The following is a 20,469-nucleotide window of genomic DNA, read 5'->3' as shown; positions in this document are numbered from 1 at the left end:
TGTAGAACCGCCCCCGCCCACAAACAAGGCGCGGGCGCGGTTCAATGCGCAAGTTATGGTAAAAATGTAACCGGACGGGGCCTCATGTTAACCCTTTGGGCGGGCTGCGTTAGGATTTGATCCGATAACCCGTCTTGAAGATCCACCAGATCACCCCGAGGCAGAGCGCCGTAAACACCCCGATTGCAATCAAACTTGCAATCACCGGCACATCCGACACGCCAAAAAAGGACCAGCGGAAGCCCGAGATGAGATAAACGACCGGGTTGAACAGCGTCACCGTCTGCCACGAGGGCGGCAGCATCGAGACGGAATAGAACGCACCACCGAGAAACACCAAAGGCGTGATGACCAGAAGCGGGATGAGTTGAAGCTGCTGAAAGTTCTGCGACCAGATGCCGATGATGAAGCCAAAGAGGCTGAAGGATACGCAGGTCAGCAAGAGGAACGCGATCATCGCGCCCGGGTGCATCACCTCGATATCCACGAAAAGCTTGGCGGTGATGAGGATGATCACCCCGATCAAAAGCGCCTTCGTGGCCGCCGCCCCGACATAGCCGATCACGATCTCCAGAAAGTTGATGGGCGCAGAGAGAAGCTCGAATATCGTGCCGATGAATTTCGGGAAATATATCCCGAAGGAGGCGTTGGAGATGGCTTGCGTCATCACGCTGAGCATGATCAGGCCGGGCACGATGAAGGCGCCGTAGGTCACGCCCTCAACCTGATCAATGCGGCTGCCGATGGCCGCGCCAAACACCACGAAATAGAGCGAGGTGGAGATGACGGGCGACAAAAGGCTTTCCATCAACGTGCGGAAAAACCGTTTCATCTCATAAAGGTAAATGGCCCAGATAGCGGGGTAGTTCATGCCGCACCCTCCTGAATGAGACCCACGAAGATTTCCTCAAGGCTGCTTTGGGTGGTCTGGATGTCGCGCAAGGCCAGCCCCTCAGCGGCCAGCGCCTGCAACAGACGGGTGATCCCGGTGCCCTCGCCGCGCGTATCATAGGTGTAGGTCAGGCTCAGCCCGTCCCCGGACAGTTCCACGGCATAGGCCTTCAGCGCCTCGGGCACCGCGCTCACCGCCGCTTTCAGATCAATCCGAAGCGTCTTGCGCCCCATCTGCTGCATCAATGTGGCTTTATCCTCAACCAGAAGGATCTTGCCGCCATTGATCACCGCGATCCTGTCGGCAATCGCCTCGGCCTCCTCGATATAATGCGTAGTCAGGATAATGGTCACGCCGTCGGCGCGCAGATCCTCGACGATTTTCCACATGTCGCGGCGCAGCTCCACATCAACGCCCGCCGTCGGTTCATCCAGAAACAAAACGCGCGGCTCGTGGCACAATGCCTTGGCAATCAGCACCCGGCGCTTCATCCCGCCAGAGAGTTCACGCGTGCGCGCGCCCCGCTTGTCCCACAGGCTCAGCTGGCGCAGGATTTTCTCAATGAGCGCATCATCGCGTCGCTTGCCAAACAGGCCGCGCGAAAATCGCACGGTGTTGATCACAAGCTCGAACGGCTCCAGCGCGATCTCCTGCGGAACCAGACCCACCAAACGCCGCGCGGCGCGGTATCCGGTGATGATGTCATGCCCGCCAATGGAGGCGTGCCCGCCCGTGGGGGATGTGATGCCGCACAGCGCCGAAATCAGCGTGGTCTTGCCCGCGCCATTGGGGCCAAGCAGGGCCAGGATTTCGCCCTCCCGGATGCTCAGATCCACGCCTTTGAGCGCTTCAAACCCGCCCGCAAAAACCTTGCTCAGCCCCTCGACTTTGACAATCTCGCGCATCATGCTCTCCCCGATCGGTTCGGGGCGGACACTAGCCCATGGGCGCGCAGGGGCAATCAGGCATTTGATGAGACACAGCCCTGCGCGACTGCACAAAGACCGGGTTACGGCCTTGCACCCCGGCACAAAGCCTCTAGGGTTTGATCAAATATATGAGGGGCGGCACAGCATGAGCGATCCAGACATTATCATCATCGGCGCAGGGGCGGCGGGCATTGGCGCGGGTCTGGACTGTGCCGCGCGCGGGCTGTCTTTCGTGATCCTTGAGGGGGCAGACCGCGTCGGCGGGCGGGCCTATACCGCGAGCGGCGGGCTGGAGCGGACGTGGGATTGGGGCTGTCACTGGCTGCATTGCGCGACGGAAAATCCCTTGGTCGCGCATGCGGACAGGCTGGGCGCGCGGTACGATTCCGCTCCGCGCGAGGATTACGTAAGCTATTGGAAGGATGGGTTCGCCTCGGGCCAAAGCGCAGCCGAGGCCGAGGCCAGCTTCGATCATTTCTTCGATACGATCTATGACGCGGGCAAGGCCGGACAAGACATTGCAGTCAGCGACGTGATGCCCCCGCCCGACCAGTGGCGTCCAACCATGCGGATGATTTTTCAGCTTTTGTCCGGTGATGATCCCGAAGTTGTCTCGGCTGCGGGCTATTCCGATTACGCCGATGTGGACGCCGACTGGCCGGTGCTCACCGGGTATGGTGCGCTGATTGCGGCGATGGCCCAGGGGCTGCCCATACATCTCGGCACGCCCGTGCGCGCGGTACGACATACGGCAAATGGTGTGGAGGTGGATACAGATACTGGCACGCTGCGCGCGAAGGCCGCGATTGTGACCGTCTCGGCCAATGTGCTGCAAAGCGGCGCGATTGCGTTCGGCCCCGGCCCCGCCGCCGATCTCGTGGCGGATATGGAGACGATCACCTGCGGGTCTTATGAGAAGGTCGCGTTTACCCTCACCGACATGCCGGCGGAATTTCAGGGCAAGCTCTTTACCTCAATCGACACCGGCAATGATGCAGGCCCGCTCAACTTTCAGATCGTCGAGGATGGCGCGCCGATGGTGATCAACCATATCGGCGGCACACCCGCGCGCGAGGTCTCCGCCGCAGGCCCCGAGGCGATGATCGATCTGGCCACGCAGCATCTGGTGGCGGCCTTCGGGGCGGAGTTTACCAAGATGATCACCGGCACGGCCACGACCAGCTGGACCGAGGACCCGCTTATCCTTGGCTCCTATTCTCATGCACAGCCCGGTTCGGCCCAGCTGCGCCGCGACATCATTGCGCGCGATACGGGCCGGGTGGGTTTCGCGGGTGAGGCGTTTTCGCTGAAATGGCAGGCCACGGCCCATGGCGCCTATCAAAGCGGGCGCGATGTGGTCGCGCGGATGGCGGGCACGCTCTCGCTGTGACGCTAGTCCTTTGAAAACGCCCGCTTGAGCCAGCCTTTTTTCTGCGCGTCGTCCCCCTCTACGGGGGGGACATCCTCTTCCGCCTGCTCGGGCTCGGGCCCCACGATGGCCGTCTCGAGGTTCGAGAAAAACTGATCGGCCATCTTCTTGGCAAACCCGTCCACGATGCGGCTGCCAAGCTGCGCGAGCTTGCCACCGACCTTGGCCTCCACATCATAGCTCAGACGCGTGCCGCCCTCTATCGTTTCAAGCCGCACATCGGCCCCGCCCTTGGCAAACCCCGCAGCCCCGCCCTTGCCCTCACCGGTCAGGGTCAGGCTCTCATGCTCCACCATATTGCTGAGGACGACCTGCCCTTTGAACGTGGCTTTCACCGGGCCCACCTTTTGCGTCACCGTGGCCTCAAACCCGTCCTCGGGCGTGCCGGTCACCTCGGTCGCGCCGGGCACGCAATCTTTCAAAACCTCGGGGCTTAGAAGGGCGGCCCAGACGGTGGCCCTGTCCGCTGCAATCTCGCGGCTGTCGCTCATTTTCATCGAAGACTCTCCCTGGCAAGTTCCCTCGCACGCTACCCCAAGCGCGCGCACCCGCCAAGATGCTTAAGAAACCTGCCGCGCGGCCCAAAGACGTGCTACCGCTGATCTGGGAAGGGACGAAAAATGAGCACAGAGCCGAACAACCGCATCGCAGGGATTGTCTTTATCCTGTTTGGAATGCTCGCGATTTCGATCAACGACACGCTGATCAAATTCCTCTCGGGCGGCTATCCTTTGCACCAAATGGTGTTCACCCGGTCGGTGATCGGGATCGTCTTCTCGCTCGCGCTTGTGCAGATGGAGGGCGGCTGGCGCATCCTGAAAACCGCCACACCAGGTCTGCATTTTCTGCGTGCGATGATGCTGGTGGTGGCCAATCTGTGCTTTTTCGTAGCGCTTGCTTCGCTGACGCAAGCCGAAGTGACGGCGATCTTCTTTGCCGCCCCGCTGATGATCACCCTTCTGAGCATCCCCATGCTGGGCGAGAAGGTCGGGCCGCTCAGGATCGGCGCAGTCATCGTGGGCTTTATCGGGGTGATCATCGTGGCGAGCCCCTGGCAGACGGGTGCAGCGCGTGTGACCCCGTTTTATGTCTACACCCTGCCGCTGATCGGGGCGTGTTTTTACGCGACGACACAGGTGTTGACGCGCAAGCTGGGCGTGACGTCCAAAGCCTCGGCGCTGGCGATTTATGTGCAGGCAAATTTCATCATCGTCTGCGCCTGCTTCTATTTCATCGCCGGGGATGGACGGTTTGCCGAGGGGTTAGAGAGCCAAAGCCTGATCTTCCTGCTGCGGCCTTGGGTCGTGCCCACGGGCAATGATATCTGGCTCTTTGCCGGGCTTGGTATGGCCTCGGCCGTGGTCGGATACACCATGGCACAGGCGTACCGGCTGTCGGATGCGGCCACCGTGGCGCCGTTTGAGTATGTCGGGCTGCCACTGGCGATCTTCTGGGGCTTTGTGGTGTTTGGTGAACTGCCCACCCCGGTGATGATGGCCGGGATCGTCCTCATCCTTGGGTCGGGGCTTTTCGTGTTCCTGCGCGAGCGGCAGAAGGGCCGCAAAATCCTGCGCGCCAAGCGCGTTCATCGGCGGTATTGAACATCCCCACCCCTCGCGGCCGTGCTTGCCCACACCCGCCACTCCGCTAGATTAACCCTGCTAAAAGGAGCGCGCGCCATGTCCGTCAACACCACCCCCATCCCCGCAGGCCGCGCGCTGGAGGCTCTGCGCGCAGGATACGCCGCGCAAACAGCCGGGCAAATGACCGCCTCATGGATGCTGCACGGGCGTCCGGGTATCGGCAAAACCGATATCGTCGCGCAACTGGCCAGGGAAACCGGCGCACAGCTTTTCGATCTGCGCCTCACAACGATTGAGCCACAAGACCTGCGCGGCCTGCCCTTCTATGATCACGTCGCCCAGCGCACTGTCTGGTATCGCCCCGAGGACCTGCCCGATGATCCCGCGCGCCCTGCAATCTTGTTCCTTGATGAACTGACGGCAGCGGCCCCCTCGCTCCAGCCCACGGTCTACGGCCTGTTGCAAGAGCGCCGCGTGGGGCGGCATGTTCTACCCGAGGCTACGTTCATCGTCGCCGCTGGAAACACCGTCGAGGATGGCGCGATTGCCTATGAGATGGGCACGGCGCTGTCGGACCGGCTGATCCATCTCAGCGTGGTGGCGGAGCCGACAGACTGGCTCCAAGGCTACGCCGTGCCGCGCGGCCTGCACCCGTCGGTGACGGCGTTCATCCGCACCCGACCCGATTTGTTGGACAACGCTGAAGAAGCCCTGCGCCGGGGTCAGATGATTGCCTGCACCCCGCGCAGCTGGGCGCGGGTCAGCGACATCCTGCACGCCGTGCCCGACAAGACCCTGCGCGACATTCTGATTGCGGGCGTATTGGGTGATGCGGTGGCCGCCGAGTTCATCCTAATCGCCGAAGATATCGCGGCCACGGTGCAGGCAGGCGATATTCTGGAGGCGGCCCCCCGTGATCGCGCGCGGCTTTATCCAGCCAGCCTGCACGGGCTGACGGCGCTGGTCTATGCGCTGATCTCGGTGACGGATGCGCAGACCATCCCGCGCGTGATCGACGCGATGGCCGACATTCGCACTCTTGCCGAGGTGCGCCCCGAGCCGGTGTTCCGAACCCTGCCCTTGGGTGAGCTTTGCACCTACGGGTTCGAGCTTTTGATCGACAAGGCGCTGGCAAGCGGCTTGCAAGAGGCGTTCCGCACCTCCGAGAGCTATGCCGCCTATATGGCCGAACGTAGCGCCGCCGGGCGCGCGTGAGCCCACAAGCCCAGAGCCACAGCCGCCGCGCCGGGCCCGCGCTGCGCGCGCTGGCAGAGGCCGATCCGGCGCTGGCGGCGCTTGCCCTTTGGTGCGTGCACCGCGACGGGGAAGCGACACGCACCAGCGGCAGCACGATCACATATGGCGCGGATTTTGAAGCCCGACCCCTGCACGAACAGATTGGGCTGACCGCCCATCACGTGTTGCATGTCGCCCTGCGCCACTCTGCCCGGCTCTCGGCGATGGGCGCACGCCTCGGTGGGGCGTTCCGGCCCGAGATATATCAGCTTGCCGCCGACGCCCTGATCAACGAGGCACTGCTGCTTGCCGATCATGCCCTGCCCCGCCCCGCCGTGACGCTCACGGGCCTCTTAGAGGCCCTGCGCGGCGAGGATGTGGCCCCGCAAACGGCCCTTGGCGCGTGGGACGTGGACCGGCTCTATTTCGCATTGATACAGGCAGAGGGCGGCGGCAAGGAGGCCGCTAAATCCGCCCGTGCCTATGCTGTGCAGCAGGGGTTTGAGGGCGATATTGATCCCGAAGAGGGGCCGCAAGGGACCGAAGAGGGCGCGCGCGCCGAGGAGGCCGCGCGCTGGCGCCAACATGTCAGCCGCGCAATGGCCGCAGGGCGTGCATCTGGGCGCGGGCTTGGCCGTATCGGCCACCTTCTGGGCGATATACCTGAGCCGCGCACCCCGTGGGAACGTGTTCTGCGCCGCCTGCTCACAGCCGCCGTGACCCAAACACCACAGCCCAGCGCACACCGCCCTGCCCGCCGCTGGATCGCAGGCGTGGCCGAGGCCGCGCAGAGGGGCGCGCCGATGCCGGGGTTCGAGCCGGGGACGAAACCGATGACGGATGTGCCGCGCATCGCCGTCGCGCTCGACGCCTCAGGCAGCATTGATGATGCGCGGCTGGCCCTTTTTTGGGGCGAGGTCACAGGGATTGCCCGGCGGATGCGCGCTGAGCTGCACCTGATGATCTTCGATGAGGTGATCCGCCACCACGCCCGCCTTGATCCGTCTGACACACGGCCCAAACTGCCCGAGATGCCGCGCGGCGGCGGGACGGATTTTCGCCCCGTGATTGATGCGGCCCAGCGGATGCACGCCTCGGCCCTCGTGATCCTCACCGATCTGGAAGGCGATCCCGGCCCGCCTCCGCGCACAATGCCCTTGATCTGGGCGCTACCCGATGCCGGTGACATGCAGGCTCCTTACGGCCGGCTTATAGATCTTTCAGCCTAGAGCCGCGGCCAGCCGCGCATGGGCCGATACGCCCCGCGCATCAAAGGCGATATCGCGCAGGAACGTATTCTGCGATTGGTTGATCCGCTGTAAACCCGCCTCGCTGAGACCCGCCTGAAACAAGGTCTCGCGCAGGATATCCTGCTCGGACGGGCTCAGGCGCAGCACCTCCGGCCCGGCCTCGGACTGCACCGAGACATAGGTCAGCGGCGTGAAGGACCAAAGCTCGGATTGCTCCACCACGAGATGCAACTGGCCCGCGCGCATCTCGCGCCCCGCCGCAATCCGGCCCAGCGCCGCGCGCGCCTCTACCCGCAACAGGTCCAGCCCCCGCTCTGCCTCTGCCGCATCAATCAGCGCCGCGCGCCGCTTGGCCGGGACCCGCAAAAGCCGCGTCTCCACCCACCAGATGATGATCAACATCAAAAGCGGTGCCTGGCTCAGCGGCAGGGCCGCCGCGCGCCAGATCAGCGCGATCGCGACCAGAGGCGACAAGGCCAGCGCAATGCGCACCCACTGCATCTCGATCAATATCCGAAGCGTGAGGCCAAAGGACATCGCTCGTGGCCAGACCGTCACACGACCAAAGAATTTGCGCGGCAATTGGCGCACCTTCAAGATAGCAGGGTTACGCAGGGTGTTATGTGTAACGATCAACATTAGGATGGATCATAGCGCCTCCATGCGCGCAGGAAAGCGCCCGCGTCACCGAATTGTGAGATGCGAGAACCACAGACCGCCGCTAGGATCGCCGACACAAGGGAGACGCGCGATGACCAAAGACAGACCCGCCATTGGCCGCCGCGCGGTGCTTTTCGGCGCTGCCGCCATGGGCTTGGGTGCCTTCTGGACCGGCCCCGCCGAAGCAGAGCAAGCCACCCTCACCCCCGATGCAGCGCTGGCCAAGGCGCGAAGCGGCGAGATCCTGTTGATCGATGTGCGCACGCCGGATGAATGGGCGCGCACGGGCCTGCCCGAAGGCAGCAGCCCGCTGGACATGCGGCGCAATGATTTCACGCAAGCCTTGCTGGCGCTGGTCGAGGACCAAACCGACCGGCCCATCGCGCTCATCTGTGCCAGTGGCGGGCGCTCGGGGCATATGACCCGCGCGCTCAGCCGCGCGGGCTTTACCCAGGTTATCGACGTGCCGGAGGGTATGTTTGGGTCGCGCGCGGGACCGGGATGGTTGGAGCGCGGCCTGCCTTTGACGCAGCCCTGACGCCAGTACACAGCGGGCGGGTTACTCCGACAGCAACGCCGCCTCAACGCTCTCGGTCCAGCCAAGGTAGAACGCATCGCCGTCGCGAATGACGGGCCGTGCCATGACCTTTGGCCGCGCCGCGATCTGCGCCTCGGCCTCTGAGTTTTTCAGCCACTCGTTCAGCGCGCGGTAATCATTCGTCGTGCGGTCCACCAGATTGTCGCCAAATTCCGTGATCAGCTCTGCAAGCTCATCTTCGCTCAGCGGCTCCGCACGCACATCGCGAAACGTAACCTCGCGGCCCGCCGTCTCAAGCGCGCGGCGCGCCTTGGTGCAGTCCGAACAGGTACTCAGCCCATAAATCAACATGCCCGGTCTCCTTCAATGCGGCTTCAGTGCAGCAACGCACCCTCCCGCAGGACGCGCGCAGGCGCAACCCCTTGGGGATGCCACAGCAGACCCGCGCCCAAACACGCGAGATTTTCATAATCATCCTGAACATTATGAATTCGCCTAATGCAACCCAACCCTTTAGGTACCAGACAACTCCAGATATGTCAGGAAACCCCATGCCCAATCGCACCCTTGAGACACTCACCGCCACAGCCCAAGAGCGTATCTTGATCCTTGACGGAGCGATGGGCACGCAGATCCAGAACCTCAAGCTCAGCGAAGAAGATTATGCCGGGACAGGCTCCGGCACACCCTGCCCTCACCCGACGGATCACCCTCAAAAAGGCAATAACGACCTGCTGATCCTGACCCAGCCCGAGGCGCTGGAGGAGATCCATTTCAACTATGCCATTGCGGGCGCGGATATCGTGGAGACCAACACATTTTCGGCCACCACCATCGCGCAAGCCGATTACGGGCTGGAGGCGGCGGTGCATGACCTCAACGAACACGGCGCGCGCATCGTGCGCCGCGCGCTTGACCGGGCCACGGCAATCGACGGCAAGGAACGCTTTGTCGCCGGGGCGGTGGGACCGACGAACCGCACCGCGTCTTTGTCGCCCGATGTAAGTGATCCGGGCTACCGCGCCGTCACCTTTGACGATCTGCGCGTGGCCTACGGCCAACAGGTACGCGGGTTGATCGCGGGCGGCGCGGACCTGATCATGATCGAGACGATCTTTGACACGCTGAACGCCAAGGCCGCGATCTTTGCCTGTGTGGAGGCGTTTGCAGAGCATGGGCGACGCCTGCCGATCATGATCTCCGGCACGATCACGGATGCCTCGGGGCGCACCCTGTCCGGTCAGACGCCCACCGCGTTCTGGCACTCCGTCGCACACGCGCGCCCCTTCACCGTAGGCCTCAACTGTGCGCTGGGGGCAAGCGCGATGCGTCCGCATATGGCCGAGCTGGCAAGCGTGTCCAACACGCTGACCTGCGCCTATCCCAATGCCGGGCTGCCCAACGCCTTTGGCCTCTATGACGAAGGCCCAGAGGATACGGCACGGCAATTGGCCGAATTTGCGCAAGAAGGTCTTTTGAATGTTGTGGGCGGCTGCTGCGGCACCACGCCCGACCATATCCGCGCCATCGCCGAGGCTGTGGCCCCCTTCGCGCCCCGCCAAGTCCTGAAGGAACACGCCGCATGAGCCGTCATTTGCGCCTTTCAGGGCTTGAGCCCTTTGTCCTCACTCCCGACATCCCCTTCGTGAATGTAGGCGAGCGGACCAATGTCACCGGCTCGGCCAAGTTCCGCAAGCTGATCACCAACCGTGATTACACGGCCGCGCTGACGGTGGCCTTGGATCAGGTGGAGAATGGCGCGCAGATCATCGACATCAACATGGATGAAGGCCTGATCGATTCCAAACAGGCGATGATCGACTTCCTCAATCTGATCGCTTCTGAGCCCGATATCGCCCGCGTGCCCATCATGATCGACAGCTCGAAATGGGAGGTGATCGAGGCGGGCCTGCAATGTGTGCAGGGCAAGAGCGTCGTCAACTCCATCTCCATGAAAGAGGGCGAGGACGAATTTCGCCGCCACGCGCAGTTGTGTCTGGCTTACGGGGCCGCAGTCGTCGTCATGGCGTTCGACGAGCAGGGCCAAGCCGACACATGCGCGCGCAAGACCGAGATTTGCGCGCGCGCCTACCGGATTCTGGTGGATGAAGTGGGCTTCCCGCCCGAGGATATCATCTTTGATCCCAATATCTTCGCCATCGCCACGGGGATTGAGGAACACAACAATTACGGCGTCGATTTTATTGAGGCAACCCGCTGGATTCGGGCCAACCTACCTCATGCCCACGTCTCGGGCGGGGTGTCGAATCTCAGCTTTTCGTTTCGCGGGAACGAGGCTGTGCGCGAGGCCATGCACGCCGTTTTCCTCTATCACGCCATTCAGGCGGGCATGGATATGGGCATCGTCAACGCGGGCCAATTGGCCGTCTATGACCAGATTGACCCCGAATTGCGCGAGCGGTGCGAGGATGCGGTCCTGAACCGTCGCGAGGATGCAACCGAGCGGATGCTGGAGATTGCCGAGCGGTTTCGCGGCGGCGCGCGCGAGGAGAAAGTCCGCGATCTGGCGTGGCGGGAATGGTCCATCGACAAGCGGCTCGAACACGCGCTGGTCAATGGCATCACCGAGTTCATCGACGCCGATACCGAGGAGGCGCGCTTGGCGGCCAAACGTCCGCTCCATGTGATCGAAGGCCCGCTGATGGCGGGGATGAACGTGGTGGGTGACCTTTTTGGCGCGGGCAAAATGTTCCTGCCGCAGGTCGTGAAATCCGCGCGGGTGATGAAACAGGCGGTTGCGGTTTTGCTACCCTATATGGAAGAGGAAAAGCGCCTGAACGGCGGTGACGGGCGCGAGACGGCGGGCAAGGTGCTGATGGCGACCGTGAAAGGCGATGTGCATGATATCGGCAAGAATATCGTGGGCGTCGTGCTGGCGTGCAACAATTATGAGATCATTGATCTGGGCGTGATGGTGCCGCCGCAGAAAATTCTCGAAGTGGCCAAGACGGAAAATGTCGATATCATCGGGCTGTCTGGCCTCATTACCCCCAGCCTCGATGAGATGGCGCATATGGCCTCCGAGCTGGAGCGCGAGGGCTATGATATCCCCCTCCTGATCGGCGGGGCGACCACATCGAAGGTGCATACGGCGGTAAAAATCGCGCCACGCTACACCAAGAACCAGGCGATCCACGTGCTGGATGCAAGCCGTGCCGTGGGCGTGGTCAGCAAGCTTTTGAACCCCGAGAGCCGCGATACCTATATTGAGGGCATCCGCGAGGAATACGTCACCGTGACCGAGCGGCATGAACGCTCAGAGCGGGCGAAGGAACGCGTGCCTCTGGCCACCGCGCGCGCCAATGCGATGAAGATCAACTTCGCAGATTACACCGTACCAGCGCCAAGCTTTACGGGTGCGCGGGTGATCGACGATTGGGACCTCGCAGAGATTGCGCAATACATCGACTGGACGCCGTTTTTTCGCACATGGGAGCTGAAAGGCATCTACCCGAAAATCCTTGAGGACGAACGCCAAGGCGAGGCCGCCCGCGCCCTCTTTGCCGATGCACAAACGATGCTTGGGCAAATTATCGGCGAGAAATGGTTCGGACCACGCGCGGTTGCCGGGTTCTGGCCCGCCAATGCTAAGGGCGATGATATTCGCCTCTTCAAAGGCGAGGACCGCCAGACACCGCTTGCGACCCTGCACACACTGCGACAGCAACATGCCAAACGCCCCGGACGGCCCAATCTGGCCCTGTCGGATTTCGTGGCCCCCGAGGGTGTGCGCGATTATGTGGGCGGCTTTGTCGTCACCGCTGGCCCCGAAGAGGTGGCGATCGCCAAGAGGTTCGAGGCGGCCAATGACAGCTACTCCTCCATCCTCGTCAAAGCACTGGCCGACCGCTTTGCCGAGGCCATGGCCGAGATGCTGCATCAGCGCGTCCGCCGCGAGCTGTGGCCATACGCACCCGATGAGAGTTTTGCCCCAGACGAGCTGACGGGCGAGCCATATCGCGGCATCCGCCCCGCGCCGGGATACCCCGCGCAGCCCGATCATACCGAAAAGCTGACCCTCTTCCGCCTTCTGGACGCGGAGGCCGCAACGGGCGTGGAGCTTACGGAAAGTATGGCGATGTGGCCCGGCTCCTCCGTATCGGGCCTTTATATCGGCCACCCGGACGCCTATTATTTTGGCGTGTCCAAGGTGGAACGGGATCAGGTGCAGGACTACGCCATCCGCAAAGGCATAGCATTTGACGAGGCCGAACGCTGGCTCGCACCGATCCTTAACTATGTGCCAGAGGCCCTGCCTGCGGTGGCTGCGGAATAGCGCACCTCTGGCCGTTGGGAGAAATGCTGTACCCATGCACTCCAAGGCCAACCGGCACCAAGCAGATGAAGGCCGCGCCCAATACGCTCAGGCAAAACCGCCTTTGGGGCATGGGCAACACGCGCACACGCTGGCCCGTGGCGGCGGCATAGACCGCATTTCCACCCTTGATCACGATGCGAACCATCCAGCGCCGCGCGTCGACAGAAGCAATCACAAGTCACAACCCGTTACCAACACCCGGCGGGCATGTCCCACGGCTCTCAAACGGTTACGTTTTATGTTTGCACTGTAAGGGAGGTGGCGGACCGAGGAGGATTCGAACCCCCGACCCCCTGATTCGTAGTCAGGTACTCTATCCAGCTGAGCTATCGGTCCACAGGGGCCAGCAATTAGACAAAGCGGCACGGGATAGCAAGGGGGGCGGGGCACAAATTCATGCGCGCGCGCCACGTGGGAGGGTCAGCTCGAAGCGTGTGCCCTCAGGGCCCGTTGCCGCCAGCATCAAATGCCCACCATGGCCGCGGATCAGCTCTTGGGAAATCGTGAGGCCAAGACCAGAGCCACCTTTGGTCGCACCGCCCTGAAACGGCTGAAAAAGGTGGTCCTGCGCACGTTTGGGCAGGCCGGGACCTGTATCCGCGATGGTGATGATCCAATCAGCCTCTGTTTGGGCTGCCTGTATGCTGATCTCGCCCGCTTTGCCGGAGTTTACGATGGCTTGGCGTGCGTTGCGCACCAGATTGGCGATCACGCGGTAGAGCTGCTCGTGATCCGCGCTCAGGGTGAAGCCCGTGGGCACGTCGGACGAAAAGCTGACATCTGAACCATCCACCGAGAGCCGCTCGCTATCGAACACATCCTCAATGATATCCTCAAGCCCCACATCCCCGAGGGTCGGTGCCGGCTCCTCAGCCTTTCCGTAGGCCAGCGTGCTTTCGCACAGATAGACCGCGCGGGTGATCGAATTGACCAGCTTAGGCGCCATGCGTTTGACGGCAGGGTCCTCAGACATCTCGATCCGGTCAGTGAAAAGCTGCGCTGAGGTCAGAATATTGCGCAGATCATGGCTGACCTTCGCCACAGCGCCACCAAGCTGGGCCAGACGCTCTTTCTGACGCAGTGCCTGCGTCAGTTGGGTCTGCATCAGGCGCAGGGTTTCTTCGGCCTCGCGCAGCTCCGTGATGCTGGAGCTGGGCATGATCACGCCGCGCGCATCCTCGGGGGCAAGCGCGTAGCTCTTCATATACTCCACGACCCGCTTGATGGGGCGCACGAGGAACACCCGCACGGCGAGGAACAAAAAAACAGCCGTGATGATCGAGATAACCGCCGAGAGGATCAGGATGCGCACGCCGTAATCCAGCATGGCCTCACGCAGCGTGCGTGTCTCCATCGTCACCTCGATGAGCAGGCCCGCCATCCGGGACGGCGCACCGATCACGCGGATCACCTCGGGCTCGGGGGTCACCAGCCGCGCCATCGCGTCCCGGATCAGGCCAAGCGCGGTGGCATCGCGCAGATCGAACGTCTGGACAATGGGCGAGGGCATGGGCGAGTCCAGCATCAGCTGGCGCGCCTCATCGCGGCGCATGACCACGTTGAAGACGCCCGCATTGCTCAGAAGCTCTTCTTCCAGTTCTGCGCTGATCTCCTCGGAGGCAAGAAGGGCCAATGAAGCGATCTGCGCCCGCTCCAGCCGGGTCAGCAGGAAATCCTCGCGAAAGCGCGCGACAGAGGGCACAAAGATCATAATCTCGGCCAGCATCACGAAGATCGCCGTAAGGATCAGGAAGCGGCCCGAAAGTGAATTCATGATGCTCTTCGCCGTTGCAAATTCAAGGAAGCCAGCGCTGAACCATGCCCACCACCCACTTCACCTTAGAGCTATCAAAAAGCCGTGGCGAGAAATAGGCCCCGGCAGCGCGTTTGTTCACTTCGCCAATCGTGGGGTATGGCGCGACCATGGCCGCGACCTGACTCATCTTCATCTTGTTGGCCAGCACCAGCGCCCAGAGGTTGATCAGCTCGCCCGCCTGCGTGCCCGCGATCGACACACCCACGGGGCGGCCCTTGACGACCATCACCTTGATGAGGCCGGTTGTCTTGCGCTCGGCAATGGCGCGGTCGTTATGGGCATATTCAAACCGCACCACTTCCAATGCGGGCCCATGCTTCTTGCGGGCCTGCGCCTCGGTCAGGCCGATCTGCGCCAGCTCAGGGTCGGTATAGGTGGCCCATGGGATATGATCCGTGCGCTCCTTCGCGGGCAGGCCCAGCACCGCCGAGCGGATGATAAGCCCTGCGTGATAACCCGCCACATGGGTGAACTGCATCCCCCCCGCCACATCGCCAATGGCATAGACGCGGCGGTTCGTCGTCTTGAGGCTTGCGTCCACCTTGATCCCGCGCCCTTTGGTGCGGATGCCGGCGGCCTCGAGATTGAGCCGTTCGGTATTCGTCTTGCGCCCCACGGCCATCAGCAGGTGCGATCCTTTGAAGACACGACCATCCTTGGCCTCCACCTCAATCGCACCCTTTTTGCCACGGATCTCGGCGGCAAGCGCGTCTTCGGCAATCTCGACACCCTCCTCGCGCAGCTTGTCGAGAACAATCGCAGCCATTTCCGGATCGTCATTGGCCATGGCCTTGGCACCCTCAATCACCGTCACGCGGCTGCCCAGACGCCGATGCGCCTGCGCCATTTCCATCCCAATCGGCCCACCGCCAATGATCAGCAAATGCTTGGGCGCATCGCGCAGCTCAAAAAGCGTCTCGTTTGTCTCGAAAGGGACTTTGTCCAGCCCCGGAATAGGCGGCACCAAGGGCGAAGAGCCTGTGGCGATCACCACCCGTCGCGCCACGATCACGTCATCCCCGGCCTGCACCTCGGTGGGGGAGATGAAATGCCCGAATTCGCGGATCACATGCACGCCAAAGCCTTCAAAGCGCTCCTGGCTGTCTACGGGGGCGATGGTGGCGATCACATCAGCCACATGATCTTTGGCGGCGGCATAATCCACCTTCGGGTCCACATTCGCCACGCCGTAGGGGGCGCTGTGGGCCTGCCCGTAGGCCGCTTTGCCCGAGGCAATCAGCGCCTTGGACGGCACGCAGCCATAGTTCAGGCAATCGCCGCCCATCTTATGGCCCTCCAAAAGGACCACCTTCGCACCCATTTGGCTGGCGCCCGCGGCCACGGACAACCCGCCCGAGCCCGCGCCGATCACCAGAAGATCCGTCTTGATACGTGCCATGCTCAGAGTTCCTTCTTGCCGCGCACGGCCTTGATTGCAATCGGCAGGGCAGCCAACACGCTGAGACCCAAGATTGGCCCGATGATCTGCGGCTCCCACAGAAGGCTCAGATCAGGGCTCTCACCGCGATCGAACACCTCTCCGAGGCCAACACCAATCCATGTGAAAACCAGCGCGCCGGGGATGATGCCCAAAACCGTGGTCAGCGCAAAATTGCGGAACTTCACGCCCACAAGCGCGGGCAGAAGATTGGCCACGAAAAACGGTACCGCAGGCACAAGGCGCAGGAGGAAGAGATAGCTGATCTCGTTGGCATGCAGCCCGTCCTTGATCTTCTTCAGCGTGCCTTCGCCCGCCTGCATCTTGGCCGCAAGGGATTTTCCGAGACCCGCACGCGCCGCAAAGAAGATGGCAAACGCCCCAAGGCTCGCGGCCGTCACGTTAAACGTGGTGCCCAGCCCCAGACCAAAGAGAAACCCGCCCGTGACCGAGGCCACAGCAGCCCCCGGCAGGGAAAACGCCACGATGGCGAAATAGATGGCGATAAAAATGGCCATGATCCCGAAGAAGTTCGCATCCCGAAATGCCAAAAGCGCCTCGCGGTTGTCGCGCAATGTCTCGAAGCTGAGATAATCCTTCAGGGTAAAGGCCCCGATGGCCGCAATGATCACGATCACTACCAAGGGCGCATGGCGCAGGGCCGAGCCTTTGGGTTGTACTTGTGTATGTTCCACGTCTTTTCCGCCTTTATCAGTGATTTTTCTAGTCCTTAGATGACGGGTGCGCGGTGCAAATGATAGACGGATCACGGGCGCTTGATCGCAGGTGATAGTTTGCACCCTGCCTTTACGCAAAGACTGCGCTTTTGTAACATCCCGGTACACGGTGCGCAGTAGATTTGTTGCAAAAAACCGCGCGGCGGCGTTTGACTTGGGTCCTGCCCCTCTCTATAGACCGGGCTTCAGAGACATAACCGGGCATCCTGGCGCGAATCCTATGCGCCCCGCCCGCAGGCAAATTCGGAGACGGAGCGATGAAACGCACCTTTCAACCCTCGAACCTCGTGCGCAAACGGCGCCACGGCTTCCGCTCGCGCATGGCGACCAAAGCGGGCCGTAAAATCCTGAACGCGCGCCGCGCGAAGGGCCGCAAGTCGCTGAGCGCGTAAAGCGCACAAGTCGAGGCATGTAAGACATGAGACCGCCGGAGGCCCCCGATTTGGATGCGGGGATTTTGCCCCCGGCGGATTTTTTGCGTCTGCATGTTCTCACTAAACGGGCCGAGTTTCTGCGTGCCGCCCGCGCGGCCCGGCGCGGGACCACAGGGATGCTGGTGCAAGCGCTCATGCGCCCCGAGGGCGAGGCGCCGGGCGAGATCCGCGTGGGCTTCACCTGCTCCAAGAAGGTTGGCAACGCGGTGGCGCGCAACCGCGCCAAGCGCAGGCTACGTGAGGCCGCCCGCGCCATCCTGCCCACAGATGGGCGCCCCGGATGGGATTACGTGCTGATCGGCCGGCATGAGGCCACCGCCGCCCGCCCGTTCGAAGCGCTGAAGGGTGATCTGCGCTATGCGCTGCGCAAGCTGCATAACAGCGCGGGGACCCAAGTGAAATGAGCCCGCTCGCACATATCCTCGCCCTGCCCATCCGCGCCTACCGGCTGATCTTCAGCCCTTGGGTCGGGCATAATTGCCGCTTTCATCCCACATGCAGCGCCTATGCGATGGAAGCGCTGCGCAAGCATGGTGGGCTCAAAGGTGGCTGGCTTACCGTGCGGCGCATCGCCCGCTGCCACCCATGGGGCGCCAGCGGCATTGACGACGTGCCTGATTAGCCCGGCTCTGCGGAAAACGCCGATTCTATTGCCGCACCCTCCCATCTGACATACACGAGGCGTCATGCTGGACCAACCCGACGATATCCATCCGCTCTTTTACGGCGCGCCCCGCACGACCGAGTTTCGCAAGCTGCGCAAACGCATCGTGCGCCTCGCCCGCGAGGCGGTTGATCAATACGCGATGGTGGATCGCAGCGCGGACGCGACCCGCGCCAAATGGCTGGTGTGCCTGTCGGGCGGCAAGGACAGCTATACCCTTCTGGCCGTGCTGCATGAGCTGCAATGGCGCGGGCTTTTGCCGGTCGATCTACTGGCCTGCAACCTTGATCAGGGGCAACCGGGCTTTCCCGCCACCGTGCTCCCGGCGTTTCTTGAGCGCATGCAGGTCCCGCACCGGATTGAGTATCAAGACACCTACTCGATCGTCATGGACAAGATCCCAGCGGGCCGCACGTTTTGTGCGCTCTGCTCGCGGCTGAGGCGCGGCAATCTTTACCGTGTGGCGCGCGAAGAGGGCTGCTCGGCGGTCGTTCTGGGCCATCACCGCGATGACATCCTTGAGACTTTCTTCATGAACCTCTTTCACGGCGGGCGGCTCGCGACGATGCCACCAAAGCTTTTGAATGAGGAGGGTGATCTTTTCGTCTACCGCCCCCTCGCCCATGTGGCCGAGGTTGATTGCGAGAAATTCGCGCAGGCCATGGATTATCCCATCATCCCTTGCGATCTCTGCGGTAGCCAGGACGGGCTGCAACGCCAACAGGTCAAGGCAATTCTCGATGGGTGGGAGGCCAACAGCCCCGGCCGCCGTCAGGTAATGTTCCGGGCGCTGATGAACGCACGGCCCTCGCATCTTCTTGACCCAAACCTCTTTGATTTTGCCGCGCTGGCAAGAACGTCTGACGCGCCCGATACAATTTGAGGCGATTTGTGCATGCACGCGCGCCGTCGTTAAAGGACTGTTGAGGTCGCGCCCTTAGGTTGATCATCAGCAAAGGGAATCGCGGACCATGTCATTGCGCCACTTCATGCCTCTCTCAGTCCTGCGCGCGCGTCTGAGCGCGGCCTTGACAGGTCCGCCCATGCTGGCTTTCCTGCTTGCCCTCGTGCTCGGCGGGTATTGGCTGGGTGGTGAGCAAATGTTGATCATGGGCGCCTTGGGCTTTCCCATATGCCTCGCATTTGCCAGCGTGCTGACCCGCGAGCCGGATACGAGCCGCCGGGATGAGGTAAGCCTGATCGGGCGTGACAGCTTTGAGGAGGCGTTGCATGCCGCAGCCCTCTCCGCGAATCGCTCCTCATGTCGGACGGGATGCGTTCTGATTGAGCTTGATGACTATGACAAGCTTCTGACCCGCTATGGCCGGGCCGGGACCGAGCACTTGATGACCAGCGTGATGGAGCGTCTTTGCGGCAGCGTCAGAGGGCGTGACAGGATCAGCCGACTTGAGGATAACCTGCTGGCCGTGAGCCTTGCGCCAATGCGCAGGCTTGATCTCGGAAACGCTTTGCACATTGCCTCACGACTGCAAACCACCGTTGAGGAGCCTTTGGTCATGGATGGGGCGACGGTCTATGTCAGCGCCTCGGTGGGGCTGACCCTCGACAGTAACGTGGCCGTCAAAAGCGGCGCGGGCCTGATGGATGCGGCCAGTGTGGCACTTGCAGAGGCCCGCCGCCACGGCCCCTCCGCCATGCGTGTCTATAGCCAGGAAATGCACACGCCCGCCGTCCTTTGCGACATTGGTCTGGCGGATGAGGCTATTGAGGCCCTCGAAGCAGGCCAGATACATCCATGGTTTCAACCACAGGTCTCCACCGACACAGGCCGTATCAGTGGGTTTGAGGCGCTCGCCCGCTGGCACCACCCCAAGCGCGGTTTGATCTCCCCGCTGGAGTTTTTGCCCGCGCTAGAGCAATCCAGCCAGATGGGGCGCTTGGGCGAAGTGATACTCTACCATGCCCTAAGCGCCATGAAATCATGGGATTTGGCGGGCTTAGACGTGCCACAGGTCGGTGTGAATTTCGCTCCAGAGGAGCTACGCAACCCGCGCCTGATCAAAAAGATCGAATGGGAGCTTGATCGCTTCGAGCTGGCCCCGTCCCGGCTCACGATCGAAATCCTAGAGACGGTTGTGGCCTCCTCACCCGATGACACGGTGGTGCGCAACATCGCGGCGCTCTCGAAATTGGGCTGCCAAATAGATCTGGATGATTTCGGCACCGGACATGCCTCAATCTCCTCGTTGCGTCGCTTTGATGTGCAGCGCCTCAAGATTGACCGCTCCTTCGTGATGAAGGTGGACCGCGATCCCCAGCAACAGCGCATGGTCTCCGCCATCATCACCATGGCCGAGCAACTGGGGCTTGAAACCCTCGCCGAGGGTGTGGAAACCGCAGGCGAACACGCTATGCTGGGCCAACTTGGCTGCGGCTATGTGCAGGGCTTCGGCATCGGTCGCCCTATGCCTCTGGAGGACACGCTGAGATGGGCCGAAGAGTACATGGCCAAAATTCAGCCCCTGCCCGAAATTGGCCGTCAGACGGGGTAGAGCGCCTTTGC

At 62.3% G+C, this 20,469-nt stretch carries 20 protein-coding genes and 1 tRNA gene; 12 read left to right on the top strand and 9 right to left on the bottom strand.

Annotated features, from left to right (window positions below; translation table 11 throughout):
* Positions 1-109 precede the first annotated feature (109 nt).
* Entirely contained in the window at positions 110-871 is a 762-nt protein-coding gene (locus KUD11_RS07380) for an ABC transporter permease (protein WP_109385281.1), read from the bottom strand.
* Positions 868-1,797 carry an ABC transporter ATP-binding protein gene (locus tag KUD11_RS07375; protein ID WP_109388087.1) on the bottom strand — a complete coding sequence of 310 codons (930 nt, stop codon included), beginning with the start codon at positions 1,795-1,797 and terminating at the stop codon, positions 868-870. Before KUD11_RS07375 ends, KUD11_RS07380 begins: the two co-directional genes overlap by 4 nt.
* Before the next feature lie 169 nt (positions 1,798-1,966).
* Between KUD11_RS07375 and KUD11_RS07370 the strand changes: the two genes are divergently transcribed.
* A complete protein-coding gene (locus KUD11_RS07370) occupies positions 1,967-3,211 on the top strand; it encodes a flavin monoamine oxidase family protein (RefSeq protein WP_181375286.1) in 1,245 nt (414 codons plus the stop codon).
* Positions 3,212-3,213: 2 nt separating this feature from the next.
* Here the strand turns inward: KUD11_RS07370 and KUD11_RS07365 are convergent, their stop codons facing one another.
* Complete coding sequence (locus KUD11_RS07365) at positions 3,214-3,747, bottom strand: CoxG family protein (protein WP_109385283.1); 534 nt, start codon at positions 3,745-3,747, stop codon at positions 3,214-3,216.
* A 123-nt stretch (positions 3,748-3,870) separates the two neighbouring features.
* Between KUD11_RS07365 and KUD11_RS07360 the strand changes: the two genes are divergently transcribed.
* The 3 genes from KUD11_RS07360 (at position 3,871) to KUD11_RS15275 (ending at position 7,298) form a co-directional block, all read left to right on the top strand.
* Positions 3,871-4,851: a DMT family transporter gene (locus tag KUD11_RS07360; protein ID WP_109385284.1), complete on the top strand. Its 981-nt coding sequence runs from the start codon at positions 3,871-3,873 to the stop codon at positions 4,849-4,851.
* 78 nt (positions 4,852-4,929) lie between these two features.
* Complete coding sequence (locus tag KUD11_RS07355) at positions 4,930-6,048, top strand: AAA family ATPase (protein WP_109385285.1); 1,119 nt, start codon at positions 4,930-4,932, stop codon at positions 6,046-6,048.
* Complete coding sequence (locus tag KUD11_RS15275; protein WP_109385286.1) at positions 6,045-7,298, top strand: vWA domain-containing protein; 1,254 nt, start codon at positions 6,045-6,047, stop codon at positions 7,296-7,298. The genes KUD11_RS07355 and KUD11_RS15275 overlap by 4 nt, the downstream gene beginning before the upstream one ends.
* Here KUD11_RS15275 and KUD11_RS07345 read toward each other — a convergent pair.
* The gene (locus KUD11_RS07345) at positions 7,290-7,958 is read right to left on the bottom strand and encodes a hypothetical protein (RefSeq protein ID WP_109385287.1); all 669 of its coding nucleotides are present in this window, start codon (positions 7,956-7,958) and stop codon (positions 7,290-7,292) included. The two genes, KUD11_RS15275 and KUD11_RS07345, sit on opposite strands and share 9 nt — an antisense overlap.
* A 112-nt stretch (positions 7,959-8,070) precedes the next feature.
* On the opposite strand from KUD11_RS07345, the gene KUD11_RS07340 reads away from it, so the two are divergent.
* Positions 8,071-8,517 (top strand): rhodanese-like domain-containing protein, encoded by a 447-nt coding sequence (locus KUD11_RS07340; protein WP_109385288.1) that lies wholly within the window; start codon positions 8,071-8,073, stop codon positions 8,515-8,517.
* A 21-nt stretch (positions 8,518-8,538) separates the two neighbouring features.
* Here the strand turns inward: KUD11_RS07340 and KUD11_RS07335 are convergent, their stop codons facing one another.
* Positions 8,539-8,868 (bottom strand): arsenate reductase family protein, encoded by a 330-nt coding sequence (locus tag KUD11_RS07335; RefSeq protein ID WP_109385289.1) that lies wholly within the window; start codon positions 8,866-8,868, stop codon positions 8,539-8,541.
* A gap of 200 nt (positions 8,869-9,068) precedes the next feature.
* Here KUD11_RS07335 and KUD11_RS07330 point away from each other — a divergent pair, with 200 nt between their 5' ends.
* Together KUD11_RS07330 and metH are read left to right on the top strand one after the other, a co-directional pair.
* A complete protein-coding gene (locus KUD11_RS07330; RefSeq protein WP_224380166.1) occupies positions 9,069-10,103 on the top strand; it encodes a homocysteine S-methyltransferase family protein in 1,035 nt (344 codons plus the stop codon).
* Positions 10,100-12,814: a methionine synthase gene (gene metH, locus KUD11_RS07325; protein WP_109385290.1), complete on the top strand. Its 2,715-nt coding sequence runs from the start codon at positions 10,100-10,102 to the stop codon at positions 12,812-12,814. The genes KUD11_RS07330 and metH overlap by 4 nt, the downstream gene beginning before the upstream one ends.
* A gap of 301 nt (positions 12,815-13,115) precedes the next feature.
* Here metH and KUD11_RS07320 read toward each other — a convergent pair.
* From KUD11_RS07320 to KUD11_RS07305, 4 genes are all read right to left on the bottom strand, one after another.
* Positions 13,116-13,192, bottom strand: a tRNA-Arg gene (locus tag KUD11_RS07320).
* A gap of 58 nt (positions 13,193-13,250) precedes the next feature.
* On the bottom strand, positions 13,251-14,630 hold the full coding sequence (locus KUD11_RS07315; RefSeq protein ID WP_109385291.1) for a sensor histidine kinase: 1,380 nt from the start codon (positions 14,628-14,630) through the stop codon (positions 13,251-13,253).
* 22 nt (positions 14,631-14,652) lie between these two features.
* Positions 14,653-16,071: a dihydrolipoyl dehydrogenase family protein gene (locus KUD11_RS07310; RefSeq protein WP_109385292.1), complete on the bottom strand. Its 1,419-nt coding sequence runs from the start codon at positions 16,069-16,071 to the stop codon at positions 14,653-14,655.
* 2 nt (positions 16,072-16,073) lie between these two features.
* Positions 16,074-16,805 (bottom strand): TVP38/TMEM64 family protein, encoded by a 732-nt coding sequence (locus KUD11_RS07305; RefSeq protein WP_109385293.1) that lies wholly within the window; start codon positions 16,803-16,805, stop codon positions 16,074-16,076.
* A 299-nt stretch (positions 16,806-17,104) separates the two neighbouring features.
* Between KUD11_RS07305 and rpmH the strand changes: the two genes are divergently transcribed.
* The 5 genes from rpmH (at position 17,105) to KUD11_RS07280 (ending at position 20,458) form a co-directional block, all read left to right on the top strand.
* Positions 17,105-17,239: a 50S ribosomal protein L34 gene (gene rpmH, locus KUD11_RS07300; protein WP_009157868.1), complete on the top strand. Its 135-nt coding sequence runs from the start codon at positions 17,105-17,107 to the stop codon at positions 17,237-17,239.
* Positions 17,240-17,265: 26 nt separating this feature from the next.
* On the top strand, positions 17,266-17,685 hold the full coding sequence (gene rnpA, locus KUD11_RS07295) for a ribonuclease P protein component (RefSeq protein WP_109385294.1): 420 nt from the start codon (positions 17,266-17,268) through the stop codon (positions 17,683-17,685).
* Positions 17,682-17,903, top strand: a complete 222-nt coding sequence (gene yidD, locus KUD11_RS07290; RefSeq protein WP_109385295.1) for a membrane protein insertion efficiency factor YidD — start codon at positions 17,682-17,684, stop codon at positions 17,901-17,903. The genes rnpA and yidD overlap by 4 nt, the downstream gene beginning before the upstream one ends.
* A 64-nt stretch (positions 17,904-17,967) precedes the next feature.
* Positions 17,968-18,828: a tRNA 2-thiocytidine(32) synthetase TtcA gene (gene ttcA, locus KUD11_RS07285; RefSeq protein WP_109385296.1), complete on the top strand. Its 861-nt coding sequence runs from the start codon at positions 17,968-17,970 to the stop codon at positions 18,826-18,828.
* Between the two features lie 160 nt (positions 18,829-18,988).
* A complete protein-coding gene (locus tag KUD11_RS07280) occupies positions 18,989-20,458 on the top strand; it encodes a putative bifunctional diguanylate cyclase/phosphodiesterase (RefSeq protein ID WP_109388091.1) in 1,470 nt (489 codons plus the stop codon).
* Positions 20,459-20,469 lie beyond the last annotated feature (11 nt).

Origin of the sequence: Roseovarius carneus (assembly GCF_020141465.1) — a bacterium.
In the GTDB taxonomy this organism is placed as follows: domain Bacteria; phylum Pseudomonadota; class Alphaproteobacteria; order Rhodobacterales; family Rhodobacteraceae; genus Roseovarius; species Roseovarius carneus.
The sequence above is the reverse complement of the archived record's forward strand: the minus strand, read 5'-3'. Positions and strand labels throughout refer to the sequence as shown.